The sequence below is a fragment of the Methanorbis furvi genome (genome assembly GCF_032714615.1).
Classification (GTDB): Archaea; Halobacteriota; Methanomicrobia; order Methanomicrobiales; family Methanocorpusculaceae; genus Methanocorpusculum; species Methanocorpusculum furvi.
In genome coordinates, this window is record NZ_JAWDKA010000002.1 from 46,925 (window position 1) to 68,890 (window position 21,966).

Genomic DNA, 21,966 nt, shown 5'->3' on the forward strand with positions numbered 1-21,966 from the left:
CAACCAACGCACCGTCATCTTCAAAATCGTCTGGGATAGTATAGATGATCAGGCTCCCATCCGAAATTACAGTTTCATCGGCTATGGCTGGTGTGCACAGTAGTGATAGTATAATCAGTAAAATAAAAATTGGTTTGATGTTTTTCATAGATTTTTCCAGTTAAGAGCTGACTATGGTGATGGTGAATGACTGTGAGCCTGTTACTGACTTCCCTCTGACAAAGAACAGCCACTGTCCGGATTGGAGCGGGTTATCCTGAAACTGCAGTGCAAGGCTACCATTCGTACTTCCATCGGTTGCGTCATCAAACTCACCATATCCTATACTATTTGGAGTCTGGACGATAAGTCCCAGATTGCTTGCAGTGGTTCCCCATACAACTTTTACAGAAAGTGTTGTTGATCCTGCAGGTACCGTATAGGAATAGGTTTTTGTTTCACCCTGCGTGACGGTACCTGAGTTTGATCCTTTCGGCCACATCACATCCCCGACAATCGGTGTCACGGTCATGCCGGTTTTCTTTGTCGTCTGATCAGATGACGTCGTTGCCGCGGCCGGAGCCATACAGAATGCGAGTACGCACAGCAGTGCGAGTACTACAACTAATTTCTTTCTCATACAATATGTTTGTTCTCGTTATCCTGTTATATTAACTTTGGACAAATATTAGGTTTAGGTTTTCCTAAACCAGTGTGGAATTTAATTGAAATACCTTTTATGTCGACGTATTTAGTATTTTACGGCATTATTTATCAATAATTTCTGAATGTCCAACCTCTTGATAAACCGTCTGTTTCGGCTTACCAAAACCTAATATTTGTCCAAATTTTCCTATAAATACTCTTATATCGTGACAAAGTTACCTTCTCACCAATAAAATCACAAAAAAGTTATCCGGATATTTCCGGAGATCTGTCTGATGAGAAAAAAATTACTCGGTCTTCTCTTCCGTCTTGAGGTTCGGGCGCGGGAAGGTCTCGACGAACTTCACCGACTCGATCTCCGGGAAAAGTCCGAAGGCTTCCTGCGTGATCATGTACTCGGTCATCATCCAGTTCTGGTTGTACATTGCCATCATCGGCGGGACTTCAACAGACACAAACGCTTTGTGTGCGTTGCTGACCTTCATCTCGCGACCGGTAAACAGGCGGATGGTTCCGGTGAGTTTCTCGATCGGATCCTCAACAACCGACTCAATCGTGTAGACATAGGTAAGGTCCTGGCCTGCAAGCGGGTGGTTAAAGTCAACCAGATAGCGGTTGCCGATCTTATTTACCACAACACCCTCGCGTCCCTCAACCGTCACGCGGTCAAACATGGAAACTTTTTCTGGAAGAGCCTTTTTATCAACAGCCTTCAGCTCATCCTTCTTGTGCTCGCCGAATGCCTTCTCTGCCGGAACAACAACTGTGTACTCCTTGCCGACTTCCTTTCCTGCAAGATCCTCGTCAACGCCTACAAGTACATGACCTGCGCCGACCTTTACCACTGCCGGGCCATACATCGCATTCTCGCGGAAAATTCCTGCCGTCTTTGCTGCCTCAGCATCGGTCGTATCAAAAGCTGAACCGTTTACAGAACCGGTGTAGCTGATTTTAATATAGTTGCCATTCTCAATAGCCATACGAATTCCCTATACTATGCGCCCTCATACATTAAGAGATTTTGCGAATTCATCCGACAATGATATATCTATTTTCTTGGAAAGTTCGATCCTGCTCATATCATCAGAACGAAAAACGCGGCAGGCCGCAATTATAATGGAGGAATTATTCTTAGTCGTCGTAACGTTTGTGCATCTTACCAATCGTACCGAATAGATACACGCGAACAATTTTTTTCTCTTCGTTAATTCGATATAACGCCGTGTATGTACGACTGATGTGCAGGCGGTATTTGTTCTCTGCGAGTTTTTCCTTATCCCCGCCATGCCCGGGGTAAGGTTTCTCCTCCAGTGCCCGCCTGATTTTTTTAATACAGAAGTCGTAATCTGTTTGCGAAAGTTTTTCCAACTCTCCCTGAACGATATTGGAAACACAAATCGTAAATGTCACGCTATCTTGTGTTTCTTTTCGTACCGTATTCTGGACTCTTCGAGGGTGATGTAGTGTTTATCCGGTTCTTTATCCCACTCATCAACCTGTTTGTCCAGCTCATTCATATCGATATCGTCAATACATGAAATATCGGGACGTTCCCTTTCCCTTTCCAGTGCGGCAATTGATGCAGCAACCACATCTCCGTACGTCTGGTTTCCGCGTCGCAGGGATACAATTTTCCGGTGAATATCCGGAGTAACGGTTATGGTTTTTTTCCCTCCGTTTTTCTCCTGAACCTGCATGATATCAGATAATAGGGGTGATGAGATAATAGGTTTTGTTGTCACGGTCGATTCCTCTCCCCTCCGCAAAATCCCCTACCCTTATATCCCCTCAAGTCCGAATACTACAACATCATGGCATTGGAGATTGAGATCAAAGTCAAAGTCCCGGCACTCGAACCCATAAGGAACAATCTCGAAAAATACGGAGCAGTCCTCATCGCCGAACAGGACGAGCACGACATCTACTACAATGCCCCGCACAAAGATTTCGCCCAGACCGACGAAGCCCTCCGTGTCCGGTACACCAAAAACCAGACCTGCGGAAAAATCATGCCGCCAAACGTCACCTACAAAGGCCCGAAAGTCGGCCACGAAGGATTCAAGGCACGCGAAGAGGTAATCGTTGACCTCTCTTCAGGAGAAGAGTTCGGCGTAATTCTTGAACGGCTCAACTTCAGAAAAACCGCAGAGGTTGTCAAGCACCGTGAGATCTATCAGTGCGAAAAAGCCATCGTCACCCTTGACAATGTTGCTGGTGTTGGCACCTTCTCTGAGATCGAAGCAGACTTTTCTCTCACCGAAGATGAAGCGATCGCTGCAATCGAAAGCGTCGCGGCAGCGGCAGGCATCACGGGTGAACGGCTCACCAAATCCTATCTTGAAATCCTGCTTGATGCTCAGGCAGCAAAAAAAGTTTGAGAGCCAAGCGGCTCGAAATTTTTTTTCAAATAGGAGTTACGCGGTGGTGAATATTTCGAAACGCGAATAACACGAATAGCGCGAATCGCATGCCTTTGGCCTGCTCACCGCTTCGCGGAATAAAAAATCGCCAATGGCGATTTTTCAAAAAAAATTCCTATGCATCTCTAAATGGATGGATGTGTCCATAAAAATAATTTTGATAATTTCTTAAAAATCGCCATTGGCGATTTTTATTCGCGATATTCGCGTTTTAGAACTCACACCGCGTAAATCCTATTCAAAAAAAATTTTCAAAAAAATTTCGCGAGAATTTTCTCACTCATTTTTTTCATCATGCACATTGCGCAGAACAATGACCGGCTCATCCTCATCAGTGAGAGTGATCACCGCATAGTTTCCTTCGGACGCAGGTCCCGGATTCACACAGATGCGCCGCTCAAACTCAACGACGCCTTTTTGTTCATGAATGTGTCCGCAGCAGATGATATCAAACTCGCGGACAACAGCCGCCACCGACTCCGAACCCACGTGAACCGATCCGTCCTCGCCAATTCCGTCGAGTGCTCCTTTTGGCGGAGCGTGCGTCACCAGAATATTCCATCGGTTTTTCTTCATCTTTGCAAGAACACCGGCAAGAGCCGCTGCAATCTCTTCCTCAGAAAACTCAAACAACGTATTGAACGGAGTCGTGTTTGATCCGCCAAGACCCGTGACCGTAATTGTCCCCAGATCAATACTCTTCAGATGCAGCGACACAGCGTCCGACGCCTCAATGATTTGCACAATCTCTTTTGGATCACAGTTGCCAGGGATCACCAGAGTTGGTGCAGGGATCTCCTCAAGCGCCGGGATCACTCCGTCCAGAGGTCCGAAGTCCGTCAGATCCCCGCCTACGAGAACATAATCCGGCTCCTCCTCCTCAAAAATTTTAGGAATTACCTCATACTTCCCATGTACATCAGTAATAAATACAATATCGGTCATGACTATCTATTTCGTCTTAGAGGTTATGAAGTTTCAGAAGACTGTCCGCCCCGCCGCCACACAACCGCATAGATTAAGGAGATCAGAATTGCAAAAAGGCCAGTAACCAGAAACAGATTACTGTACGACCCGACGATTACCAGAATTGGCACCACCAGAAGCGACGAGCCGAACTGTCCGAGGTTCAGCGACATCGAAAAAATTCCGGTCGCTTTTCCCATCGCCCGAATCGGTGCTTCATTTGAGATCCAGTTTACAATTGTCGGAATCAATGCGCCGTTTCCTGCTCCGACTAAAATTACCGCAACAGCAATCGCCGCGACCGACTCTGCAAAACCCATCAGACAGCATCCCACGCCGAGCACGAGGAAACACAAAAACATCACCTGCATTCTTGGCATCCTTGCTGCAATCCGGCCGTAAAAAATTCCGGTAACCGCTGCACAAAAACCCATCAGACCAAGCAGGACTCCGGTTCCCATCAGAGAAGTACTGCTGACCGCTGAGATCAGATACGGCAGCTTGGTCGGCATCAGGAAAATAATCGCCATCCCGATAAAAATTGTTACATAAATCGGCAGAAGCGCCCGCATGTTCAGCTTCACCGAGCTGTCGCGCAGACCGTGAGTCGGCTCACGGGCAGGTTCCTTGATTGCAAAGATAGCTCCAAGGAGGATCACAAAACCCACCAGATAAATCAGGAACGGCTCTCTCCATGAGATCTCCGCAAGAGTTCCTCCTCCGGTTTCAAGAATCAGAATGCCAAGACCCATCGCAGCCGACTGGTAGCCGAGCACCTTTACTCTGGATGCACCGGTATAATACTCGGTGATAAGTGCGGTCGTTGCCGTCATAAGACCTGCAATACCAATACCGAGAACGGCGCGGCTTGCAAGAATTGCCGGAAACGAATCAAGGAAAAATCCCGCAGACCCGGCAACCGAAAAGATCACCAGCGACAGAAGAAGAATCGGTTTTCTTCCAAACCGGTCGCATGCCATCCCGACTAAATATCCGGTGCAGGCAACTGCGAGGCTTGGCAGTGTAATGATCATCGAGATCAGATACTCTGGCACGTCAGGGAAAACCTGACTGATCAAAGGAAGTGCCGGAGCGACCGCTGCTCCTCCCATCAAAGTAAGCATTGCTGCGCACAGCAGAAATACCAATGTCCATCTCGTTGGAACAAACGTCTTTTTCATCTTTACTCATTAAAGCCATCTCTCATAAATGCGTGGTGCACCTGAACTCAGTAGCAGTACTATTATTGCCTTACAGACCACACATGTATAGTCTCATGACCGAAAGGGAAAACATCATCACCGAGGGCAGTATCACAAAAGCCCTTATTATCATCGCTATCCCAATCATCATCAGTAACATTTTGCAGAGTGTTCTTGAAGTAGTGGACATGTACTTCATCGGACACCTCGGGCAGGATGCAATTGCTGGGGGAACGATGAGTATCTCCATCATCATGGTTCTCACAACCGTGTTGTTTGGTATTGTCACCGCCACCGCCGCATTCATATCACGAGCTTACGGTTCGCAGCGGTATGAACGCATTCAGGTAATTCTCGCTCACTCTCTGTATCTGGCTTTAATCATCTCCGCAATAATTGCAGTTATCGGTTTCTTCTGGTCTGAACAACTCCTTCTGCTGCTTGGGGCAGACCCTGGCGCTCTTGCTGAAGGAGTGAAGTTTCTCCAGCCGATGCTGATGGGTCTGTTTGTGATGGTTATCTTAATGACCCTTGTCACTGCATTTCAGAGCAGCGGCGATTCACGCACGCCGATGTTTGCCATGATCGTGGTAAACATCGTCAACATTCTCCTCAACCCCACCCTTATTCAGGGTCTTGCAGGATTTCCCGCATTCGGCATCGCAGGATCAGCATATGCATCCCTTCTCTCACGTGGTGCAGGAATTTTCCTGCTGCTTGGCATCATTTACCTTCACCCGTCATTCAAAAACAGTCCGGTCAGACTGCCGAAGAAGTGGACCTTTGAGACTGATCTCATCAAACAAATTGTGTTCATTGCAATCCCGAGTGCAATCCAGAGCGGAGTGAGAAGCTTTGGTTTTCTGATGATGACCGCAATTGTTACCACGTTCTACGGAACTGCAGCAGTTGCAGCGTATGGAATCTCGATTCGTCTGGACATGCTTGGTCTCATCATTGTGATGGGATTCTGTACTGCAATTGCTGTGATGGTTGGTCAGAATCTTGGTGCAGGACGCACTGATCGTGCTGAACTTTCAGTGAAGTACGCAGTTGTCATCAACGCCATCTTCATGGCATGTGTTGCCGTCTTCTACTTCTTCAACGCAGAGATGCTGCTGGCATTCTTCGGCGCGGAAGGCGAGGCGCTTGTTGACGGCATCCTCTTCATGCACATCATCCCGTTCTCCTACTTCATCATTGCAGCGGCAATGACGCTCGGCTTTGCAATGAATGGTGCAGGTATGACGCGTCCCGGGATGTACTCGGCAATCGCCGGACAGATCTGTACACAGGTTGCACTTTCCGCGATGTTTGCCTACCTTGGCTATCCGATCCAGTACATCTGGTATGCGATCGTCTGTGGTTCCATTGTTATGTGTATCTGCGACTACTACTTCTACCGCAAGGGCGACTGGAAGAGAAAAAAGCTGGACCTTGGTGGAGAAGACGCGTAAATGAACGAGGAGCTTGTATCCCGCTTAAAAAAATTCGGCATGAACGAGTATGAAGCAAAAGTCTACTCGTCCCTGTTCGAACTACGGGTTGCAAGCGCAAGAGAGGTCCATGACCTCACCTCCATCCCCCGCGGACGTGTCTACGAAACGCTGGATCGTCTGATGGAAAAACGTTTCGTCGGCTGTTCGGGGGCATCACCCGTCCGGTATCATGTGAATGATGTCGCAAAAACTTTTGAACACATCAAGACCGATACCATGTCAGCCTTGAACGAGCTGAGCGAGTATCTGACGGATCTGGAACGCGACCGCCCCGCACGACTGACGCAGGCATATGAACTGCAGAATGCTCATGCAATCGAGTCACAGATTCGTCTGATGTTTCAGCGGGCGAAGTCAGAGATGATCATCTTCTGCGACGACGCCGAGTTTCTCAAACGCTACGCATTTGATCTGGTGGATCTTCAGAAACGACTCGATCTCTATGTAGTTCTGCGAAACAGAAAACTCGCAGAAAATACCAGCCTCAAGTGCTATCTTGGTGGTCGTGAGATTGAGAACGGATTTTTCTCTCCGCATGTCCCTGATGACAGGAGCATTAAACTCAGGCTCGCAATTTATGCTGACCGGCGTGATTTTCTCCAGATTGTGGAGGACAGCGGAGATGTTTTGGGAATTTTTCTCTCGAACGATCTCTTCTCAGGCTATCTCTATCACTGCATCCTGGATGAGATCAAACCGATCTGAGATTTTCCATCTTTTTTTCCAGAGTCTTTTTTGCATCCTCCTCGCTCATGTACGGGTCAGGGTTGGCAAAGTAACGCTCGCAGGGAACCTCTGGACATTTTCCACAGTTGGCCCAGGCATGTTCATTTGCACAGCAGTCAAAGATTTTACAGACCGGTATGTTTGCATACGCGGTCCAGAACGGTTTTCCGCAAACTTCGCGGCATCCGGGACAGTTGCCGGGATACGTGCAGGCATCGCAGTCCATGCCGCAGCATGCTAATCTCATAATCTATTTTTTTCTGATGCACTCTTTGATATAGATTCTCTCACTATACTTTGAGTATATGCATAAGGCGTATCTCTCCCGACCAGTCAGTGATGATGCGGTTATCTGTACTGCGTGTCAGCGTCAGTGCCTGATTGCAGAAGGTGAGCAGGGATTTTGCGGGGTGCGGGAAAATGTCGACGGAGTATTGTACTCAAGAAACTATGGTCATCTGACGGCTGCTGGCCTTGACCCGATCGAAAAAAAGCCTCTTTATCATTATCTTCCGGGAACACAGACGTTTTCTGTGAGCAGTTATGGCTGTAACTTCACCTGCAGCCACTGCCAGAATTTTACGCTCTCGCAGGTGCGGGAGCTGCCGGCGACGTACGTTTCGCCGGAACAGCTGGTTGAAGAGGCGACGGCAACTTCAGCAAAAAGCATCTCGTTTACCTACAACGAGCCGACGATCACCTGCGAGTACGTGCTGGATACGCTGCGGCTTGCAGGACCGGCAGGCCTTGGCTCGGCATTTATCACAAACGGATACCTCAGCGAGGAGGCGCTCCGCGAGCTTGCCGCTCTGCATCTTGGCGCGATTCGTGTGGACCTGAAGGCTTTCACTGATGAATTTTATCAAAAAGTCTGCGGGGCACGATTACCTCCGGTGCTGGATACGATTCTCCTTGCAAAGGAGCTTGGTCTTCATCTGGAGCTGGTGACGCTGGTGATTCCCGGTTACAATGACAGTTCTGAAGAGATCGATTCGATGCTTGAGTGGGAGGTGGAGAATCTCGGACTCGCGGTTCCCCATCACTTCACGCGGTTTACTCCGATGTACCGGATGAATCGCGAGACACCTACACCAAAAGAGACGCTGGACCGGATCTTTTTGCAGGCAAAAGATCACGGCCTCTACTATCCCTACATCGGCAACATCATGCATGCCGCGGGATCACAGACGCTGTGTCCTGAGTGCGGGGAACTGCTGATTCTTCGGGCAGGCTATGTTGCAAAAATTCCGGGAATTATTGACGGATGTTGCCGGAAATGCGGGAGACCGTTTGAGGGGATTATGTGAGATCGGAACACGAATCGCATACCTTTCACACGATGTTTTGTCGTGCTCACTGCTTTGCAGTTTCGTGAAAATAGCGCAAATAAAAAAAATCGCCAATAACAATTTTTTACAAATTCGGTTTCAATTCAGTCAATCGTGAGAAAATCTGTGAGGATTTTTCGCCCGCTTCGGGCGGATGAATCCTCACATTAGATTTTCGGCGAGGCGGGGTAGACAACCTGCCCGGCAGAAACATTCAGACCAAACCTGGCATTATACTCATCCAGCACCGCACGCACACTCAGATCTGATGCAGCTTCAGGATGCAGCATCTTTGCAACTGCCACCGCTCCGGCAAATGTTCTGGGACCATATGCGATATCATTTCGGATCATGTACGTCCGGTCCTCTGAAACTGCGTCCAGATTGGCAAAACCATATCGTCCGGTAAATCCGGCATACTGATCCTCTGCACTTTCCATATTCTTCACCGAGAGAATCTTGATCATCACATCAGGATTTTCCGCAACCAGCCACTCAGGCGAAACCTTCGGAGACGTTGCGCCCATCTCCTGCGTGAGCACATTTCTGCCGCCGGCAAACTCTATCAGCATATCCATCCCTGACCCTTTCGCCTGACCTGAGTAGTCCGTGTACCCCTCGCAGTAGACCGACGGTGAAAACGAAACTGGTGCTGTTCTGTTTTTCACCGAGTCCATCACACCCTCATAGAAGGAAACAAACTCTGCGGCTTTGTCTGAGTTGCCGGTCAGAACACCAAGCGCCTCAACATCAGCTGCCATCGTCGTCGGCTTGTAACAGTCAATATAGCAGATAGGAATACCTCCTGCCTCAATCGCATCAGCATTCAGCGGCCTGGAAGTAGAAAATGCAATCACCACATCAGGTGACAGAGAACTGATCGTCTCAATATCCGGTACATCCCACTTACCGACACTGACCGCATTCGGAAACAGCGGCCCAAGCTCAGCATGATCATAAATCGACTGGGACACACCAACCACTTTGCCTGCAGCCCCCATCACATACAGCATCTCAGCAGCATTTGAGTTCATCAGAACAATCCGCTCAGCCTCATGAGCAAGCGTGAACGGCTCGCCGTTCGTCTGATTCACCACCACTGCACCCGCGGGCACATCAGTTGTTACACAACCTGCTGAACAGATCACTGCCACTGCCGCAATGCAGCAGAAAAAGAGAAGAGAATATTTTTTCATCGTACACACTCCTGAGTAAATAGTGGTAGGACACGCTATTTCAGTGTTACGAAAATCAGGTCTTCTCACACATTCGACGGAGCGTACGACAAAATAAATCTGCCGTGATCGTTCTCTACAATCTCCGCACAAACACCATACACATCCCTGACAGCTTCTTCGGTCAGCACCTCCTCAGGTGTTCCGCAGGAATAGATACTGCCGTCTTTGAGCATCACCACCTTGTCTGTGTACCGCAGAGCCAGATTCAGATCATGTAAAGCAATGATCATACAGGAGTTCTCTTCATGAACAATCTTCTGCATTGTTGATGCGGTCTCCAGCTGGTGACGGAGATCAAGAGAACTTGTCGGCTCATCAAAAAGATAAAATGCCGGCTGCTGGGCAAGCGTCCGTGCGATGAACACCCGCTGCCGCTGACCGCCTGAGAGTTCGTTCACGAACCTGTCGGCAAGATCAGTGACATGCATCGTTGCAAGACTTTTGTCCACCGCAATAAGATCCTCGTCGGTAACCGACCAGCTCATGTACGGCCGTCGTCCGATCAACACCGTGTCAAGGACAGTGGTGAACGGCGTGTAATGAAAGTACTGCGGCACATATCCGATAAGTTTTGCACGATCGATTGGATCAATTGCAGCAGTGTCTGCTCCGTCGATCAAAATTTTTCCGGACGCCGGAGGTAAAATATCAGCGATGGTTTTGATCAGCGTTGACTTGCCCGATCCATTTGGTCCAAGCAGTGCAACCACCTCGCCTGCATCAGCAGTGAAGCTGACATCATGCAAAACCTGCAGGTTTCCGTACTTCTGCGAAAGGGATACGACATCAATCTTCATCCAAGATACCTCCCGTGTCCCCGTGTTATCAGATAAAGGAAAAAGAGACCGCCGAGGATGTACATGATAACGCCAACCGGAATCTCAACCGGCGCAAAAATACTTCTCGCCGCAGTGTCGGAGACTAAAAGAATCAGTGCGCCCATCACCGCAGAGCAGGGGAGAAGGTAGCGATAGTCATTTCCAACAATCATGCGGCATATGTGCGGTGCCATAAGACCGATAAATCCAATCACGCCGGTAAACGCAAGACATGCGGATGCAGCAAAGCTGACGATCATAAGTCCGCGTATCCGAAACTGCGGAACATTGATGCCGAGATTTTTCGCCACATCATCGCCGCCGGAAAGTGCGTTGAGATCCCATGCCCGCCGTTCAACCAGAAAGAAACAGAGGAAAACTATCGGCAAAAGAACAATCACCGCTGGCCAGGTCGCACCCCACATCCCGCCCATCAGCCAGGTAACAATGTCCCTGAGCGCCTCATCGTTTGAGATGTACTGCAGAGCAAGCAGTCCTGCCTGAAAGAGGTAGCCGATAACAACTCCTGCAAGAATCATGATCGCCTGCGAGGTCATCTTCGTGCGGGAGATCAGATAGACCAGCACGACACTCATCCAGCCGAACAGGAATGCAGAAAGGATCAGAAGAATTGTGCTCGCAGAAAATGTAATGCCTGCAATGGTTACTGCTCCGGCAAATGCTGCACCGAAAAGAACCGGGCCGAGCACAATCATGAACGCAGCACCAAAGGATGCCGCAGACGACAGGCCGAGAGTGAAAGGGCTGACAAGCGGATTGCGGAGCAGTCCCTGCATGACTGCTCCGGCAACCGCAAGGCTGATGCCGGCAAGAATGGCAAGCAGGATGCGGGGCAGCCGGTAACCGGTGATGATGAACTCAGCGCTCTGGGTTGCGGGAGCGTCAATGAGTCCGGGCAGGACTGCGTGGCCAAAGGCGGCGAGGACATCGCCGGGAGGAATGGCAACCGTTCCAATACCGCAGGCGATAATTGCTGCAATGAAGAGAAGGAGAAGCAGTACTCCAAAGATCAAAAGCTTCCGCTTCTGAACTGAGTGGTAGAGTTCCGGGATTTTCTTCTCTGACATTTTTTTCGTTTACCTCAAAATCATCCTGCCTGTTGTGTTTTTCCAAACACCGTTCTCCCGTTTATCACATTGATGTCGGGAGAAAATGGTGTGATTTTGTTTTCCTGTAATAAAATGCTCCTCACAAAAATAAAATCCTCATGTCCGTAAAAACATTGCTGCAAGCCGCTCTTTTGTCAGCACGATGGTGGTCGGTCGTCCGTGCGGGCAGGTGTAGGGGGACGTGGTTGCCATCAACTGGCGAAGCAGTCTCTGCATCTGTTCGAGGGTCATGGGCGTTGCACCTTTGACCACTGACCGGCAGGCTGCGGTTTTGAGCACACGGTCAAGCACGCTTTCTTCACCGCCGCCCGAGGTTTTGTCAAGAGCCTCTGCGATGATCTCATGGATCACCGACGGATCGCCGAGAGTCTCTGAGACTACCGGCACGGTACGCACCATCCAGATATCTTTGCCGAACGGTTCAAGCAGATACCCTGCTCCGGCAAGTACGTCCAAAAGATCTGTGATCGCCGCGGTCTCACGTTTTGTCAGATGCAGCTGGATTGGTACGATGAGTTCCTGACCGGCAAGTCCCTTCCTCTGTCGTGCGAGCAGAAGATCATACATCACCCGTTCGTGCGCTGCATGCTGGTCCACGACGATGAGATCTCCTGCTTCATTTTTTGCGAGAATGTAGGTGTCTGCGATCTGACCAAGAACCTGAGGTACGAACTCTGTAGTCTCCGGAACTTCAAAGGTCTCGGTCCTTCTCAGTTGTTTGTCGGTTTGCCGGAAGGCAGCTGCGGCAGATTTTTGGATCTCCTGAGCAGGGCGTGCCCGCCGTTCGTATGGGGCAACTGCTTCACCAAGAATTGTCTCCGGAAGCGGTACTGCGGGAGATACTGTTTTTGGTTTTGGTGTATCCAGCACTGCGGGCTCTGCTGGTTTTGTAGCAGAAAAGACCGGACTGTCATGCAGTGCACAGTATACTGCGTCCTGCACGCCCCGCTGGACGTCACGTTCACGGGAGAGCCTGACCTCTTTTTTCGTTGGGTGGACGTTGACGTCCACATCGCGCGGGTCAATCGCGAGGTCGAGAAATGCTGCCGGGTACATTCCTTTCGGCAGCAGTGTGCCGTATCCTTCGCGGACCGCCCACTGGATGCTCCGCGAACTTATCTGTCGGTGGTTGATGGAGAGATAAAATCTGCTCGGCGTTGTTTTCATCTCTGACCCGGGTCTCGTTATGAGTCCTGAGACTTTGACGAGTCCGTAGGTTCCTTCAACTGGTACAAGTTCTTTGGCAAATGTTGCGCCAAAGACTGCTGCTATTACATCCGCATAACTGCCGTTTCCATAGGTACGGAACCGTTCCTTTCCCTGATAGAGGAGAACAAATGAGATGCTGCGGTGCGCGAGTGCGAGCCGCTCCACCATGTCATAGATGTGGGATAGTTCGGTTGCGACACTTTTCTGAAATTTTCTTCGTGCCGGTGTGTTGTAAAAGAGGCCTTCAACGAGTACACTGGTTCCTTCGGGAGCGCCTGCTGCTGTGCACTCGATAAGTTCGCCGCCGTGAATAGTGACGCGGCATGCGGCAGGACTGCTGCTGCCGCGCTCTTTGGTGACGAGGGTGACCTGGGAGACTGCGGCTATGCTTGCCATTGCTTCGCCCCGGAATCCGAGTGTGGCAATTGCGGCAAGGTCGGACGGTCGTGAGATTTTGCTTGTGGCATGCTGGCGGAAGACAAGAAGTGCGTCCTCTTCGCTCATGCCGATGCCGTCGTCGGTGACGATAATTCGTGTGACTGCGGTGCTGTCGGCGAAAAGTTCGATTTTGATTCTGTGTGCATCCGCATCAATGGCGTTTTCGACCAGCTCTTTTACCACTGATGCCGCACGCTCCACTACTTCCCCCGCGGCGATGTGGCTGATCGTCTCTTCATCAAGGACGGTGATGATGCCCATTACTTTTTCTCCGTCAACATCTCATTCATCACTTTCTCTCCATCATCGATTTCAGTTCATTCACAAACATCAGCGCCTGCATCGGCGTCATCTCATTGAGGTTCGCCTCGCGGACCCGTTCCTCAACTGCGGAAACCGCCGGCGTGAGGGATTCTGATGCCGTGTCCACCAGAAGCATCTGGGTGTAGTATTTTTTTCCGCCTGACCCTGCATCCTCGCGAAGCGCCTGATCCAGAACAGCCTCGGCACGTGTCAGAACTTTTTTTGGGACACCTGCAATGCGGGCGACATGAATACCATAACTCCGGTCGGTAGCTCCCGGAATGAGTTTTCGAAGGAACGTAATGTCATACTGATCCTCCTTCACCGCGAAGTGATAGTTCCTCACGCGGCGAAGCTCCTGCTCCATACCGATCAACTGATGGAAGTGTGTTGCAAACAGCGTCCGGGGACCTGCGGCCCCTTTTCCATGCAGATACTCAAGAACTGCCCTTGCAATTGCATAGCCGTCCACCGTGCTCGTGCCTCTGCCGATCTCGTCAAGAAGGATCAGACTTTTGTTGGTTGCATTGTTTAAGATGTTGGCTAACTCAAGCATCTCAACCATAAAAGTACTCTGACCTCCGGCGAGGTCGTCCGATGCCCCGACACGGGTAAAGATTCTGTCCACGATGCCGACCTTTGCATAGCGTGCGGGAACGAAACTGCCGATCTGTGCCATGATGCAGATGAGGGCAACGCTTCGCATGTAGGTGGACTTACCTGCCATGTTTGCGCCGGTCAGAATCAGAATCTGGTCGCCGGATGCATTCATCTCGGTGTCGTTTGGGACATAGCCGCCCGGAACCGAGTTCTCGACAATCGGGTGGCGACCGTCACGGATGAGGAGGTCTTCGCCTTTTGAGAACTCGGGCCGCACATACCTGTTTGCGGACGCGAGCTCGGCAAAGGATGCGATCATGTCAATAGTTCCAACTGCTTCTGCGGTCTCCTTGAATGCAGGAACATAGCTGCGCAGCGTCTCAATCAGTGATTCATAGAGCGCCACTTCAAGCGCGAGAATCCGGCTGTCCGCCTGTGCCATCAGGGCTTCTCGTTCGCGGAGTGCCGGAAGTGTGAACCGCTCGCCGTTCACGGTCGTCTGCTTGCGCTCGTACTCGGGTGGAACTTTATCGAGGTTCGCTTTCGTGACCTCGATATAGTAGCCGAAGATGTTGTTGTAGGCGATCTTCAAAGATTTGATGCCGGTCCGGTCACGTTCGGTCTGCTGCAACTCGGCGATCCAGCCGCGTCCGTTTGCCAGCACGTCACGAAGCTCGTCGAGGTCGGCGTTGTAGCCTGCACGAATCACGTTGCCGTTTCTGTATACTGCCGGCGGGTCGTCGATGATTGCGGCATTGATCAGATCCGCGACACCGGTGAAGTCAGGAATTTTTGCAATTTGTTCTGCGAGAAGTCCTGATGCTTCTCCAACCGATTCTCCGATCTCCGGCAGTCTGACAACGGTTGATGCAAGCGACAGAAGATCGCGTGGAGATGCATTGCCGTAGGCGATGCGGCCAGCGATCCGCTCAATGTCGGCAACTTTTGCAAGTACTGTTCCAAGCGTTCCGCAGAGCACGGGACGGTTGTTGAAAAATTCCACAGCATCAAGTCTGCGGTTGATGGCTGCCGGGTCCACAAGGGGGACGGTGACAACCGAGCGGAGTGTTCTGCTTCCCATCGGTGTTTTGGTCCGGTTCAAAAATCCGAACAGGGTGGTGTCGTTCCGGTCCCCACGGAGCGGTGAGAGGATCTCCAGATTTCGCAGCGTTATTGCGTCCAGCACCATTGCGTTGTTTGCATGTCTGCGGGAAAATCCGCTGATGTGCGGGAGTGCGGTCTTCTGGGTCTCCTTTGCGTATCTGAGTGCGGCTCCTGCGGCGCTGATGCAAAGGGGAGAGTCCGCACAGTCAAATCCTTCCAGTGTTGCAACACCGAATGCTTCAGAGAGCACTGTTTCACCATCAGCGAAAAGGCCTGACCGTCCGGGGGTGAGGACCCGGCCAGTGCCTGCAAGAAAACTGATGAGGTCGCTCGAGACTCCCTGCGGCACTAAAATTTCTGCGGGAGTGTAGCGTTCGATCTCGGTTGCAAGAGAGGCATGATTTTCTTCTGACGCAATGTCTTTGACAAAAAATTCGCCGGTGGTGATGTCAAGAAAGGCAAGTCCGCATGATTTTTTTTTGGCGTCAACTGATAATGCCATCAGATAATGCGCCGCACTGCCGTCCACAATGCCGGTGTCAATAGCGGTTCCGGGAGTTACCACGCGGACGACATCACGCTTTACACAGCCTTTGGCGGTTTTTGGGTCCTCGACCTGTTCGCAGATTGCCACTTTGTAGCCTTTGCGGATCATCCGCGGCAGATACAGGTCCAGTGCATGATAAGGGATGCCGGCAAGCGGTATCTGGTTGCCGTCAGGATCTTTGGATCGTGTGGTCTGCACGATGTCAAGTTCCCTGGCACATATCTCTGCGTCCTCCCAGAAGGTTTCGTAAAAGTCCCCCATCCGCATGAAAAGAACGCAGTCAGGATACTGTTCCTTGAACGTCCTGACCTGTTCCATCGCAGGGGTGAGTTTCTTTGGAGGGACCATAGTTAGTGATAGATATATTACTCGGGATTGCTATTTCTAATGTGGGGTTCGCATCCCCTGCGGGGTAGCGAACCCCACAGAAACACACAATCCCGATGCACTCGACGCTTCGCGTCTCGGAGTTGTGTGCAGGAGTTTTTGTATATTGTTTTTTCTGATAGAAGTTATGCAGTGTGATGTGAAAAAAATTTAATATGTTTTTTTCTGGAAAATGTAATCGGATAAGTAGTGAGAGGATGTAATGAGAAAAAATCATCACGGATTCACCGCCCTGAAAATGCGAGTGAGTCTACGCCAGAAAAATTTGCCAGCTGTTATCCAGTGAGGGCGAAAAGGACGTAGGCGATCAGCTGGAGTCCCGCCCGAACGCAAGATAACAGCGATTGGCAAATTTGGAATCTGTGTGAATCTGTGGTTGATTTTTCCTCATCACTCCCACTCACCACTAATTTGTTTGCATTTTTGTTCGTGTGTCTTGTGTTTCAAAAATCACGCCGCATAATTTCTATTCTGAAAACTTGCCATTGGCGATTTTTTCATTCGTGCTATTCGCGTTTCAAATTATCATCCAGTCCGCAATTATCTCAACCCTTCGCATTTTTAGCGCTGGAAATGTAAAAAAAAATTTAGGAGTACATCGCGTCCGGCTGCTGCATCACAATACCGGTCCTGCCGCTCTTCACCGATGCAAGAGCTTTTGCGAAATCTTCCTGATTGATCATCGTCCGCCGCTTGCGGATCGCATTCATTCCTGCTTCAACACAGACCGCCATAAGTTCTGAGCCGTTCATTCCTTCGGTCTGGCCTGCGATCTCTTCTAAGGAAACCGTTTTTCTCAGATTCATCTTTTTTGTATGAATCTCAAGAATTACTTTTCGTCCTTTCGCATCCGGCAGCGGGAACTCAATGATGCGGTCGAACCGTCCCGGGCGCAGGAGTGCTTTGTCAAGAATGTCATGACGGTTGGTTGCGCCGATAATTTTCACATCACCACGGTTGTCAAACCCGTCAAGTTCAGCAAGCAGCTGCATAAGTGTCCTGTTCACCTCATGGTCTCCTGCCGAGTAGGCATCATGCGTCCTTGAAGCCCCTATTGCATCGATCTCATCGATGAAAACAATCGCCGGTGCCCGTTCGCGTGCCATCTGGAACAGCTCGCGAACGAGTCTCGCACCTTCGCCGATGTACTTCTGCACAAGCTCAGACCCTACCACATGAATGAACGTCGCCTTCGTGTGATGGGCGACAGCTTTAGCGAGCAGAGTCTTACCGGTTCCGGGCGGCCCGAACATCAGCACTCCTTTTGGCGGTTCAATGCCGACGGCCTCAAACAGACGCGGCGACTTGAGCGGCAGCTCAATTGATTCGCGGAGCAGCTGCTTCTGCTCATCAAGACCGCCGATGTCGTCATATGTGACCAGCGGGGCATCCAGAATTTCCATCGCCTCCACCTGCATATCATACCTTGGCGGCAGAATGTCAACAACAGTAAATGACTGCAGATGCATAGCGCACTGGGCGCCCGGCACCAGACCCTTTGTGGATGTGAGATGCTCGCTGATCCGTGAAAGGAACTGCGGGCCGGTAGTGCTTCGCACCACCGCATGGTTTTCATCCAAAACCGATTCAATCGTTCCAAGTACCAAAGGCGGACTGCGGTAGCTGTCAAGCTCATCACGCAGTTTTTTTATCTCGCGCTTGTGCTGATCACGCTGAGATTCTGCTGCCGCGTTCTGGAGCCGGAGCTGGCGGACCTGTTCGCGAAGTTCGTAGTTTCTGCTTTCCAACGCAACGTTTGTTTTCCGCAGAGCTGCAAGTTCGCCTTCTTCAGACAATGAGATTCTGTTGTCTGCCGCATTCTGACCGCTGGAGAGAGGCGATACAATATCCGGTGTTTCTGACATGGCAACTTATGGGTATATCAGTCTATATCGCTAAAATATCTTCTCATTCGAGTCTCGGTTTTTTACTTAGTTCATAAATTCGTTTGTTGGAAAGTAACGTTCTTCATAGCTTTGTCCATCTCAAAATCACACCGCATAATATGATAAAAAAAGAGGTTTTGGTTATTTTGTGGTGTTGGCTGCAAGCAGTTCGATGTAGTGTTTTGCGGCACGCGGGGTTCTGCCGCTGCTGCGGAGTGCATGCATTTCCGCTCCTTTGAAGAGTGTCTCCTGCGGAATGGTGAGTCCGTGCTCCTCAGCAAGTGAGGAGACGATTTCGAGGTATGCGTCACGATCAGGTTTTTGGAAGGTGATGACGAGACCGAAACGTGCGGAGAGGCTGATGGTTTCCTCGAGGGTTTCGTTTAGATGAATGTCGTCACCCTCGCGGCCGCGAAAGGTGACACGAACAAGGTGGCGGCGGTTGCTGGTTGCGTAGATGACGATGTTTTTGGTACGGGCGGCGGCACTCCCTTCCAGAATTGCTTTTAGTGCGGCGAAGTCTCCGTCTCCTTCGGCGAAGGAGAGATCGTCGATGAAGAGGATGAACTTGAGAGGATTTGATGCGAGTTCTTCGATGAGGGTGGGGATGGTTTCAAACTGGGACTTTTTTATTTCGATCAACCGGAGTCCCAGGGAAGCATATTCGTTGACGATGGCTTTGACGGTGGAGCTTTTGCCGGTTCCTGCATCACCGTAGAGGAGAACATTGACTGCGGGTTTTCCGTTGAGGAGGGCGAGGGTGTTGGCGATTACTTTATTCTTTTCTGCTTCGTAGCCGTAGAGATCATCAAGTGTCTGCGGGTCCGGGTACCGGAGAGGGAGGATCTGGTTGTCTTTGACAAGGAACATGTGATGTGCGGCAAAAATGCCGTAGCCGGTCCGGTGAATATTTGCCATGCGGTCTGCGTAGCCACTGACAAGATCGATTGTTGTGGTGTTCCACTGGGGCAGGGATTCGGGACATGGGGAGGGGAGGTCTTGCGGAGTTATGCGGCTGAGTTCTTCGAGGATTTTGAGTTCTTCGTTCAGAGCGGATGTGATGTGCGGTGAGGCTGGTTTGTTTTCAACAATCTGGCGGAGGTAGAGGTTGTCACTTTCGTAGACGGTTTTTTTGATGTATTCGCTGATGTTGTCGGTGTGACTGTAGAGTTCGGCAACAAAGTCGGTGTAATGGTCGATGAACCGGACGGTGTCTGTTCCGTCGTCGGCAAGTAAGAGGGAGAGTTTTTGATAGACCGGGAGGTCGAGGAGGCCGCGAAACAGTACGAGGCGATGAAGGAGTAAGGAATGCTGCATAGTACAACGTTTGGGGTATATGCTGAATATTAATCTTTTGGCAGGTGACAGACAGCTCAGGAATCATGGAACACCATTTGAGAGTGAACAATTATTCCCTCAGAGTGTGTACAATTATAGCGATATTTTCCGATGCTCACACTCGACAAGATCTATCATGCCGCCTACATTCTGCGGCCGGTCATCAGGAAGACCGATATCATCTATGCTCCCAATCTCAGTAAGGACGGGTTTGTGTATCTGAAGACGGAGAATCTTCAGATTACTGGTTCGTTCAAGGTTCGCGGTGCCTATTATAAGATTTCGCAGCTCAGTCCGGAGGAAAAATCACGGGGGGTTATTGCGTGTTCGGCAGGAAACCATGCGCAGGGTGTTGCTCTTGCGGCGGCGAAGAATGGCATTCATTCTCTGATCTGTATTCCTGACAGTGCGCCGATCTCAAAGATTGAGGCGACGAAGTCGTACGGTGCTGAGGTGGAGCTTGTGGCAGGGGCGTATGATGATGCGTATGCGAAGGCGTGCGAGCTGCAGAAGGAGCAGAGCATGACGTTTATTCATCCGTTCGATGATGATGATGTGATCGCGGGGCAGGGAACGATTGGTCTTGAGATTTTGGATCAGTTGCCGAATGTTGATGCGGTTGTTGTTCCGATCGGCGGCGGCGGTCTGATCTCGGGTATTGCGTTTGCGGTGAAGCATCTGAGACCGAATTGTAAGGTTTACGGTGTGCAGGCGGAGGGGGCTCCTTCGATGAAGCGGTCTGTTGATCAGCAGAAGAAGTCGTCGCTTGCTGCGGTGTCGACGTTTGCGGACGGTATTGCGGTGAAGTGTCCGGGCGATATTACGTTTGATATGGTCAGCAGGTATGTTGATGAGATTGTGACGGTCACCGACGATGAGGTTGCGAGCGCTGTTCTTGAGCTGATTGAGCATCAGAAGCTGATCGCTGAAGGGGCGGGAGCGGTTTCTGTTGCTGCGGTGATGTTTGGAAAAATCGATGTTGCAGGCAAAAATGTGGTGTGCGTACTTTCGGGTGGCAATATTGATGTGACGATTTTGAGCCGCGTTATCACCCGCGGTCTTCTGAAGTCGGGACGTGTTGCGAATCTGACGATTCCGCTGATCGATAAGCCGGGGCAGCTTCAGGGAATCTCAGAGATTATTGCACAGCTTGGCGGTAATGTGGTGAGCGTGCATCATGATCGCGGGGAGGCAAACTCTGCGATCAACAGCTGTGTGATTAAGATCGGTATGGAGACACGCGATCAGGAACAGATCGATGAGATCAAGAGTGCTCTGCTGGGTGCCGGTTACAAACTTATGTGAGTTCGTTTGATCAATTTTTTTTTGCGATTTTTTTTCTGTCCTTGGTTTTGTTTTGAGTAATCACAAAAATCACTGAGAGATATTTTCATGGCGTCATCATCCAATTGATTTTGCCAGGTAACTGCACGCGGAAAAATTGCAAAATGCGAGTACAACCGAGTTTAGCGAAGAAAATCGAAATCATCTAAACACTAATATCAGTGCAGGGTCAATGTAGTACTCTACAGGGAGTTGTAACCCACCATGGCCTCAGAGAAATCAAAAGGCAGCAGTAATGTCATTAAACTGAACGGCGAGAAGAAGATCGTTATTGTAACTGCTCCGAATAAGGGAAAAAATCAACCAGACAGCGACGGCGGTAAGCAGAAGGCAAAGATGCCGAAGAAGGCGAACGAGTCGCACAAGAAGCTTGCGAAGCAGACGAAGGCTGCGAAGAAGACGCTGAAGGAGCTGAAGAAGGAGAAGCAGGCGGCAGAGATTCTGATGAATTACTGCAATTCGATGGGGAAGTATTTTGCAGATCAGACGGCAATCAATGCGCTGATGGATGTGGCGGTGGATTCGCAGAATGTTGTTGATGAGCAGGCCGCAGAGATCATTCCAGATCTGACCGAGGAGGCAAGCGCGGTTATGGGGGAGACAACGGATGAGTTCCTGAAAGGGTTCCATGAGTCAGAGGAGTATGCGGCAGCGCTTGTTGCGTACCGCGACCGCCTGGAGACGGAGAGCCGGATTTTAGGGGAGACGGGCGAGGGGGAGTAGGAAACTTGGGAAAGGAATTTATCTTTTTTTGTCAGGAAAAAATGTTGTTGAATTGAGAGGTCGTCTCGCGCGAGCGCAAGATAATGACGATTGATAAATTGAAAATTTGTGTGAA

The 21,966-nt window shown here is 50.3% G+C and carries 20 protein-coding genes; 6 read left to right on the forward strand and 14 right to left on the reverse strand.

All coding sequences use genetic code 11. The annotated features are described in order from the left end of the window. Nucleotides 1-160: 160 nt before the first annotated feature. The 4 genes from McpAg1_RS01935 to McpAg1_RS01950 all read right to left on the reverse strand — a co-directional run bounded on the left by McpAg1_RS01935 (nt 161) and on the right by McpAg1_RS01950 (nt 2,342). The gene (locus McpAg1_RS01935; protein WP_338093603.1) at nt 161-619 is read right to left on the reverse strand and encodes a hypothetical protein; all 459 of its coding nucleotides are present in this window, start codon (nt 617-619) and stop codon (nt 161-163) included. Nucleotides 620-932: 313 nt separating this feature from the next. After that, nucleotides 933-1,625: an FKBP-type peptidyl-prolyl cis-trans isomerase gene (locus McpAg1_RS01940; protein WP_338093604.1), complete on the reverse strand. Its 693-nt coding sequence runs from the start codon at nt 1,623-1,625 to the stop codon at nt 933-935. A gap of 151 nt (nt 1,626-1,776) precedes the next feature. Then, the gene (locus tag McpAg1_RS01945; RefSeq protein WP_338093605.1) at nt 1,777-2,055 is read right to left on the reverse strand and encodes a hypothetical protein; all 279 of its coding nucleotides are present in this window, start codon (nt 2,053-2,055) and stop codon (nt 1,777-1,779) included. Continuing rightward, nucleotides 2,052-2,342: a hypothetical protein gene (locus McpAg1_RS01950; RefSeq protein WP_338093606.1), complete on the reverse strand. Its 291-nt coding sequence runs from the start codon at nt 2,340-2,342 to the stop codon at nt 2,052-2,054. Before McpAg1_RS01950 ends, McpAg1_RS01945 begins: the two co-directional genes overlap by 4 nt. A 114-nt stretch (nt 2,343-2,456) precedes the next feature. Here McpAg1_RS01950 and cyaB point away from each other — a divergent pair, with 114 nt between their 5' ends. Then, a complete protein-coding gene (cyaB, locus tag McpAg1_RS01955) occupies nt 2,457-3,023 on the forward strand; it encodes a class IV adenylate cyclase (RefSeq protein ID WP_338093607.1) in 567 nt (188 codons plus the stop codon). Nucleotides 3,024-3,341: 318 nt separating this feature from the next. On the opposite strand, the gene McpAg1_RS01960 is transcribed toward cyaB, so the two are convergent. Together McpAg1_RS01960 and McpAg1_RS01965 are read right to left on the reverse strand one after the other, a co-directional pair. After that, complete coding sequence (locus McpAg1_RS01960; RefSeq protein WP_338093608.1) at nt 3,342-4,010, reverse strand: metallophosphoesterase family protein; 669 nt, start codon at nt 4,008-4,010, stop codon at nt 3,342-3,344. A gap of 23 nt (nt 4,011-4,033) precedes the next feature. Next, nucleotides 4,034-5,212 (reverse strand): MFS transporter, encoded by a 1,179-nt coding sequence (locus McpAg1_RS01965; protein WP_338093609.1) that lies wholly within the window; start codon nt 5,210-5,212, stop codon nt 4,034-4,036. A gap of 95 nt (nt 5,213-5,307) precedes the next feature. Here McpAg1_RS01965 and McpAg1_RS01970 point away from each other — a divergent pair, with 95 nt between their 5' ends. Beyond that, nucleotides 5,308-6,690 (forward strand): MATE family efflux transporter, encoded by a 1,383-nt coding sequence (locus McpAg1_RS01970; protein WP_338093610.1) that lies wholly within the window; start codon nt 5,308-5,310, stop codon nt 6,688-6,690. Next, nucleotides 6,691-7,437 carry a TrmB family transcriptional regulator gene (locus tag McpAg1_RS01975; protein WP_338093611.1) on the forward strand — a complete coding sequence of 249 codons (747 nt, stop codon included), beginning with the start codon at nt 6,691-6,693 and terminating at the stop codon, nt 7,435-7,437. Here the strand turns inward: McpAg1_RS01975 and McpAg1_RS01980 are convergent. After that, complete coding sequence (locus McpAg1_RS01980) at nt 7,424-7,705, reverse strand: DUF3795 domain-containing protein (protein ID WP_338093612.1); 282 nt, start codon at nt 7,703-7,705, stop codon at nt 7,424-7,426. The genes McpAg1_RS01975 and McpAg1_RS01980 overlap by 14 nt on opposite strands. A gap of 58 nt (nt 7,706-7,763) precedes the next feature. On the opposite strand from McpAg1_RS01980, the gene amrS reads away from it, so the two are divergent. Continuing rightward, nucleotides 7,764-8,765 (forward strand): AmmeMemoRadiSam system radical SAM enzyme, encoded by a 1,002-nt coding sequence (gene amrS, locus McpAg1_RS01985; RefSeq protein ID WP_338093613.1) that lies wholly within the window; start codon nt 7,764-7,766, stop codon nt 8,763-8,765. Nucleotides 8,766-8,953: 188 nt separating this feature from the next. Here the strand turns inward: amrS and McpAg1_RS01990 are convergent, their stop codons facing one another. From McpAg1_RS01990 to McpAg1_RS02020, 7 genes are all read right to left on the reverse strand, one after another. Beyond that, entirely contained in the window at nt 8,954-9,982 is a 1,029-nt protein-coding gene (locus McpAg1_RS01990; protein WP_338093614.1) for an ABC transporter substrate-binding protein, read from the reverse strand. 65 nt (nt 9,983-10,047) lie between these two features. After that, complete coding sequence (locus McpAg1_RS01995) at nt 10,048-10,821, reverse strand: ABC transporter ATP-binding protein (protein WP_338093615.1); 774 nt, start codon at nt 10,819-10,821, stop codon at nt 10,048-10,050. Then, on the reverse strand, nt 10,818-11,930 hold the full coding sequence (locus McpAg1_RS02000) for a FecCD family ABC transporter permease (RefSeq protein WP_338093616.1): 1,113 nt from the start codon (nt 11,928-11,930) through the stop codon (nt 10,818-10,820). The genes McpAg1_RS01995 and McpAg1_RS02000 overlap by 4 nt, the downstream gene beginning before the upstream one ends. 138 nt (nt 11,931-12,068) lie before the next feature. Continuing rightward, nucleotides 12,069-13,880: a DNA mismatch repair endonuclease MutL gene (mutL, locus tag McpAg1_RS02005; protein WP_338093617.1), complete on the reverse strand. Its 1,812-nt coding sequence runs from the start codon at nt 13,878-13,880 to the stop codon at nt 12,069-12,071. A 28-nt stretch (nt 13,881-13,908) separates the two neighbouring features. Continuing rightward, on the reverse strand, nt 13,909-16,521 hold the full coding sequence (mutS, locus tag McpAg1_RS02010; protein WP_338093618.1) for a DNA mismatch repair protein MutS: 2,613 nt from the start codon (nt 16,519-16,521) through the stop codon (nt 13,909-13,911). A gap of 626 nt (nt 16,522-17,147) precedes the next feature. After that, nucleotides 17,148-18,425 carry a proteasome-activating nucleotidase gene (locus tag McpAg1_RS02015; protein WP_338093619.1) on the reverse strand — a complete coding sequence of 426 codons (1,278 nt, stop codon included), beginning with the start codon at nt 18,423-18,425 and terminating at the stop codon, nt 17,148-17,150. Nucleotides 18,426-18,587: 162 nt separating this feature from the next. Next, nucleotides 18,588-19,763 (reverse strand): ATP-binding protein, encoded by a 1,176-nt coding sequence (locus McpAg1_RS02020; RefSeq protein WP_338093620.1) that lies wholly within the window; start codon nt 19,761-19,763, stop codon nt 18,588-18,590. 132 nt (nt 19,764-19,895) lie between these two features. Between McpAg1_RS02020 and ilvA the strand changes: the two genes are divergently transcribed. Together ilvA and McpAg1_RS02030 are read left to right on the forward strand one after the other, a co-directional pair. Continuing rightward, nucleotides 19,896-21,089 (forward strand): threonine ammonia-lyase, encoded by a 1,194-nt coding sequence (ilvA, locus tag McpAg1_RS02025; protein WP_338093621.1) that lies wholly within the window; start codon nt 19,896-19,898, stop codon nt 21,087-21,089. 243 nt (nt 21,090-21,332) lie between these two features. Further along, nucleotides 21,333-21,851, forward strand: coding sequence for a hypothetical protein (locus McpAg1_RS02030; protein WP_338093622.1), 519 nt, complete (start codon nt 21,333-21,335; stop codon nt 21,849-21,851). The last annotated feature ends 115 nt before the right edge of the window (nt 21,852-21,966 follow it).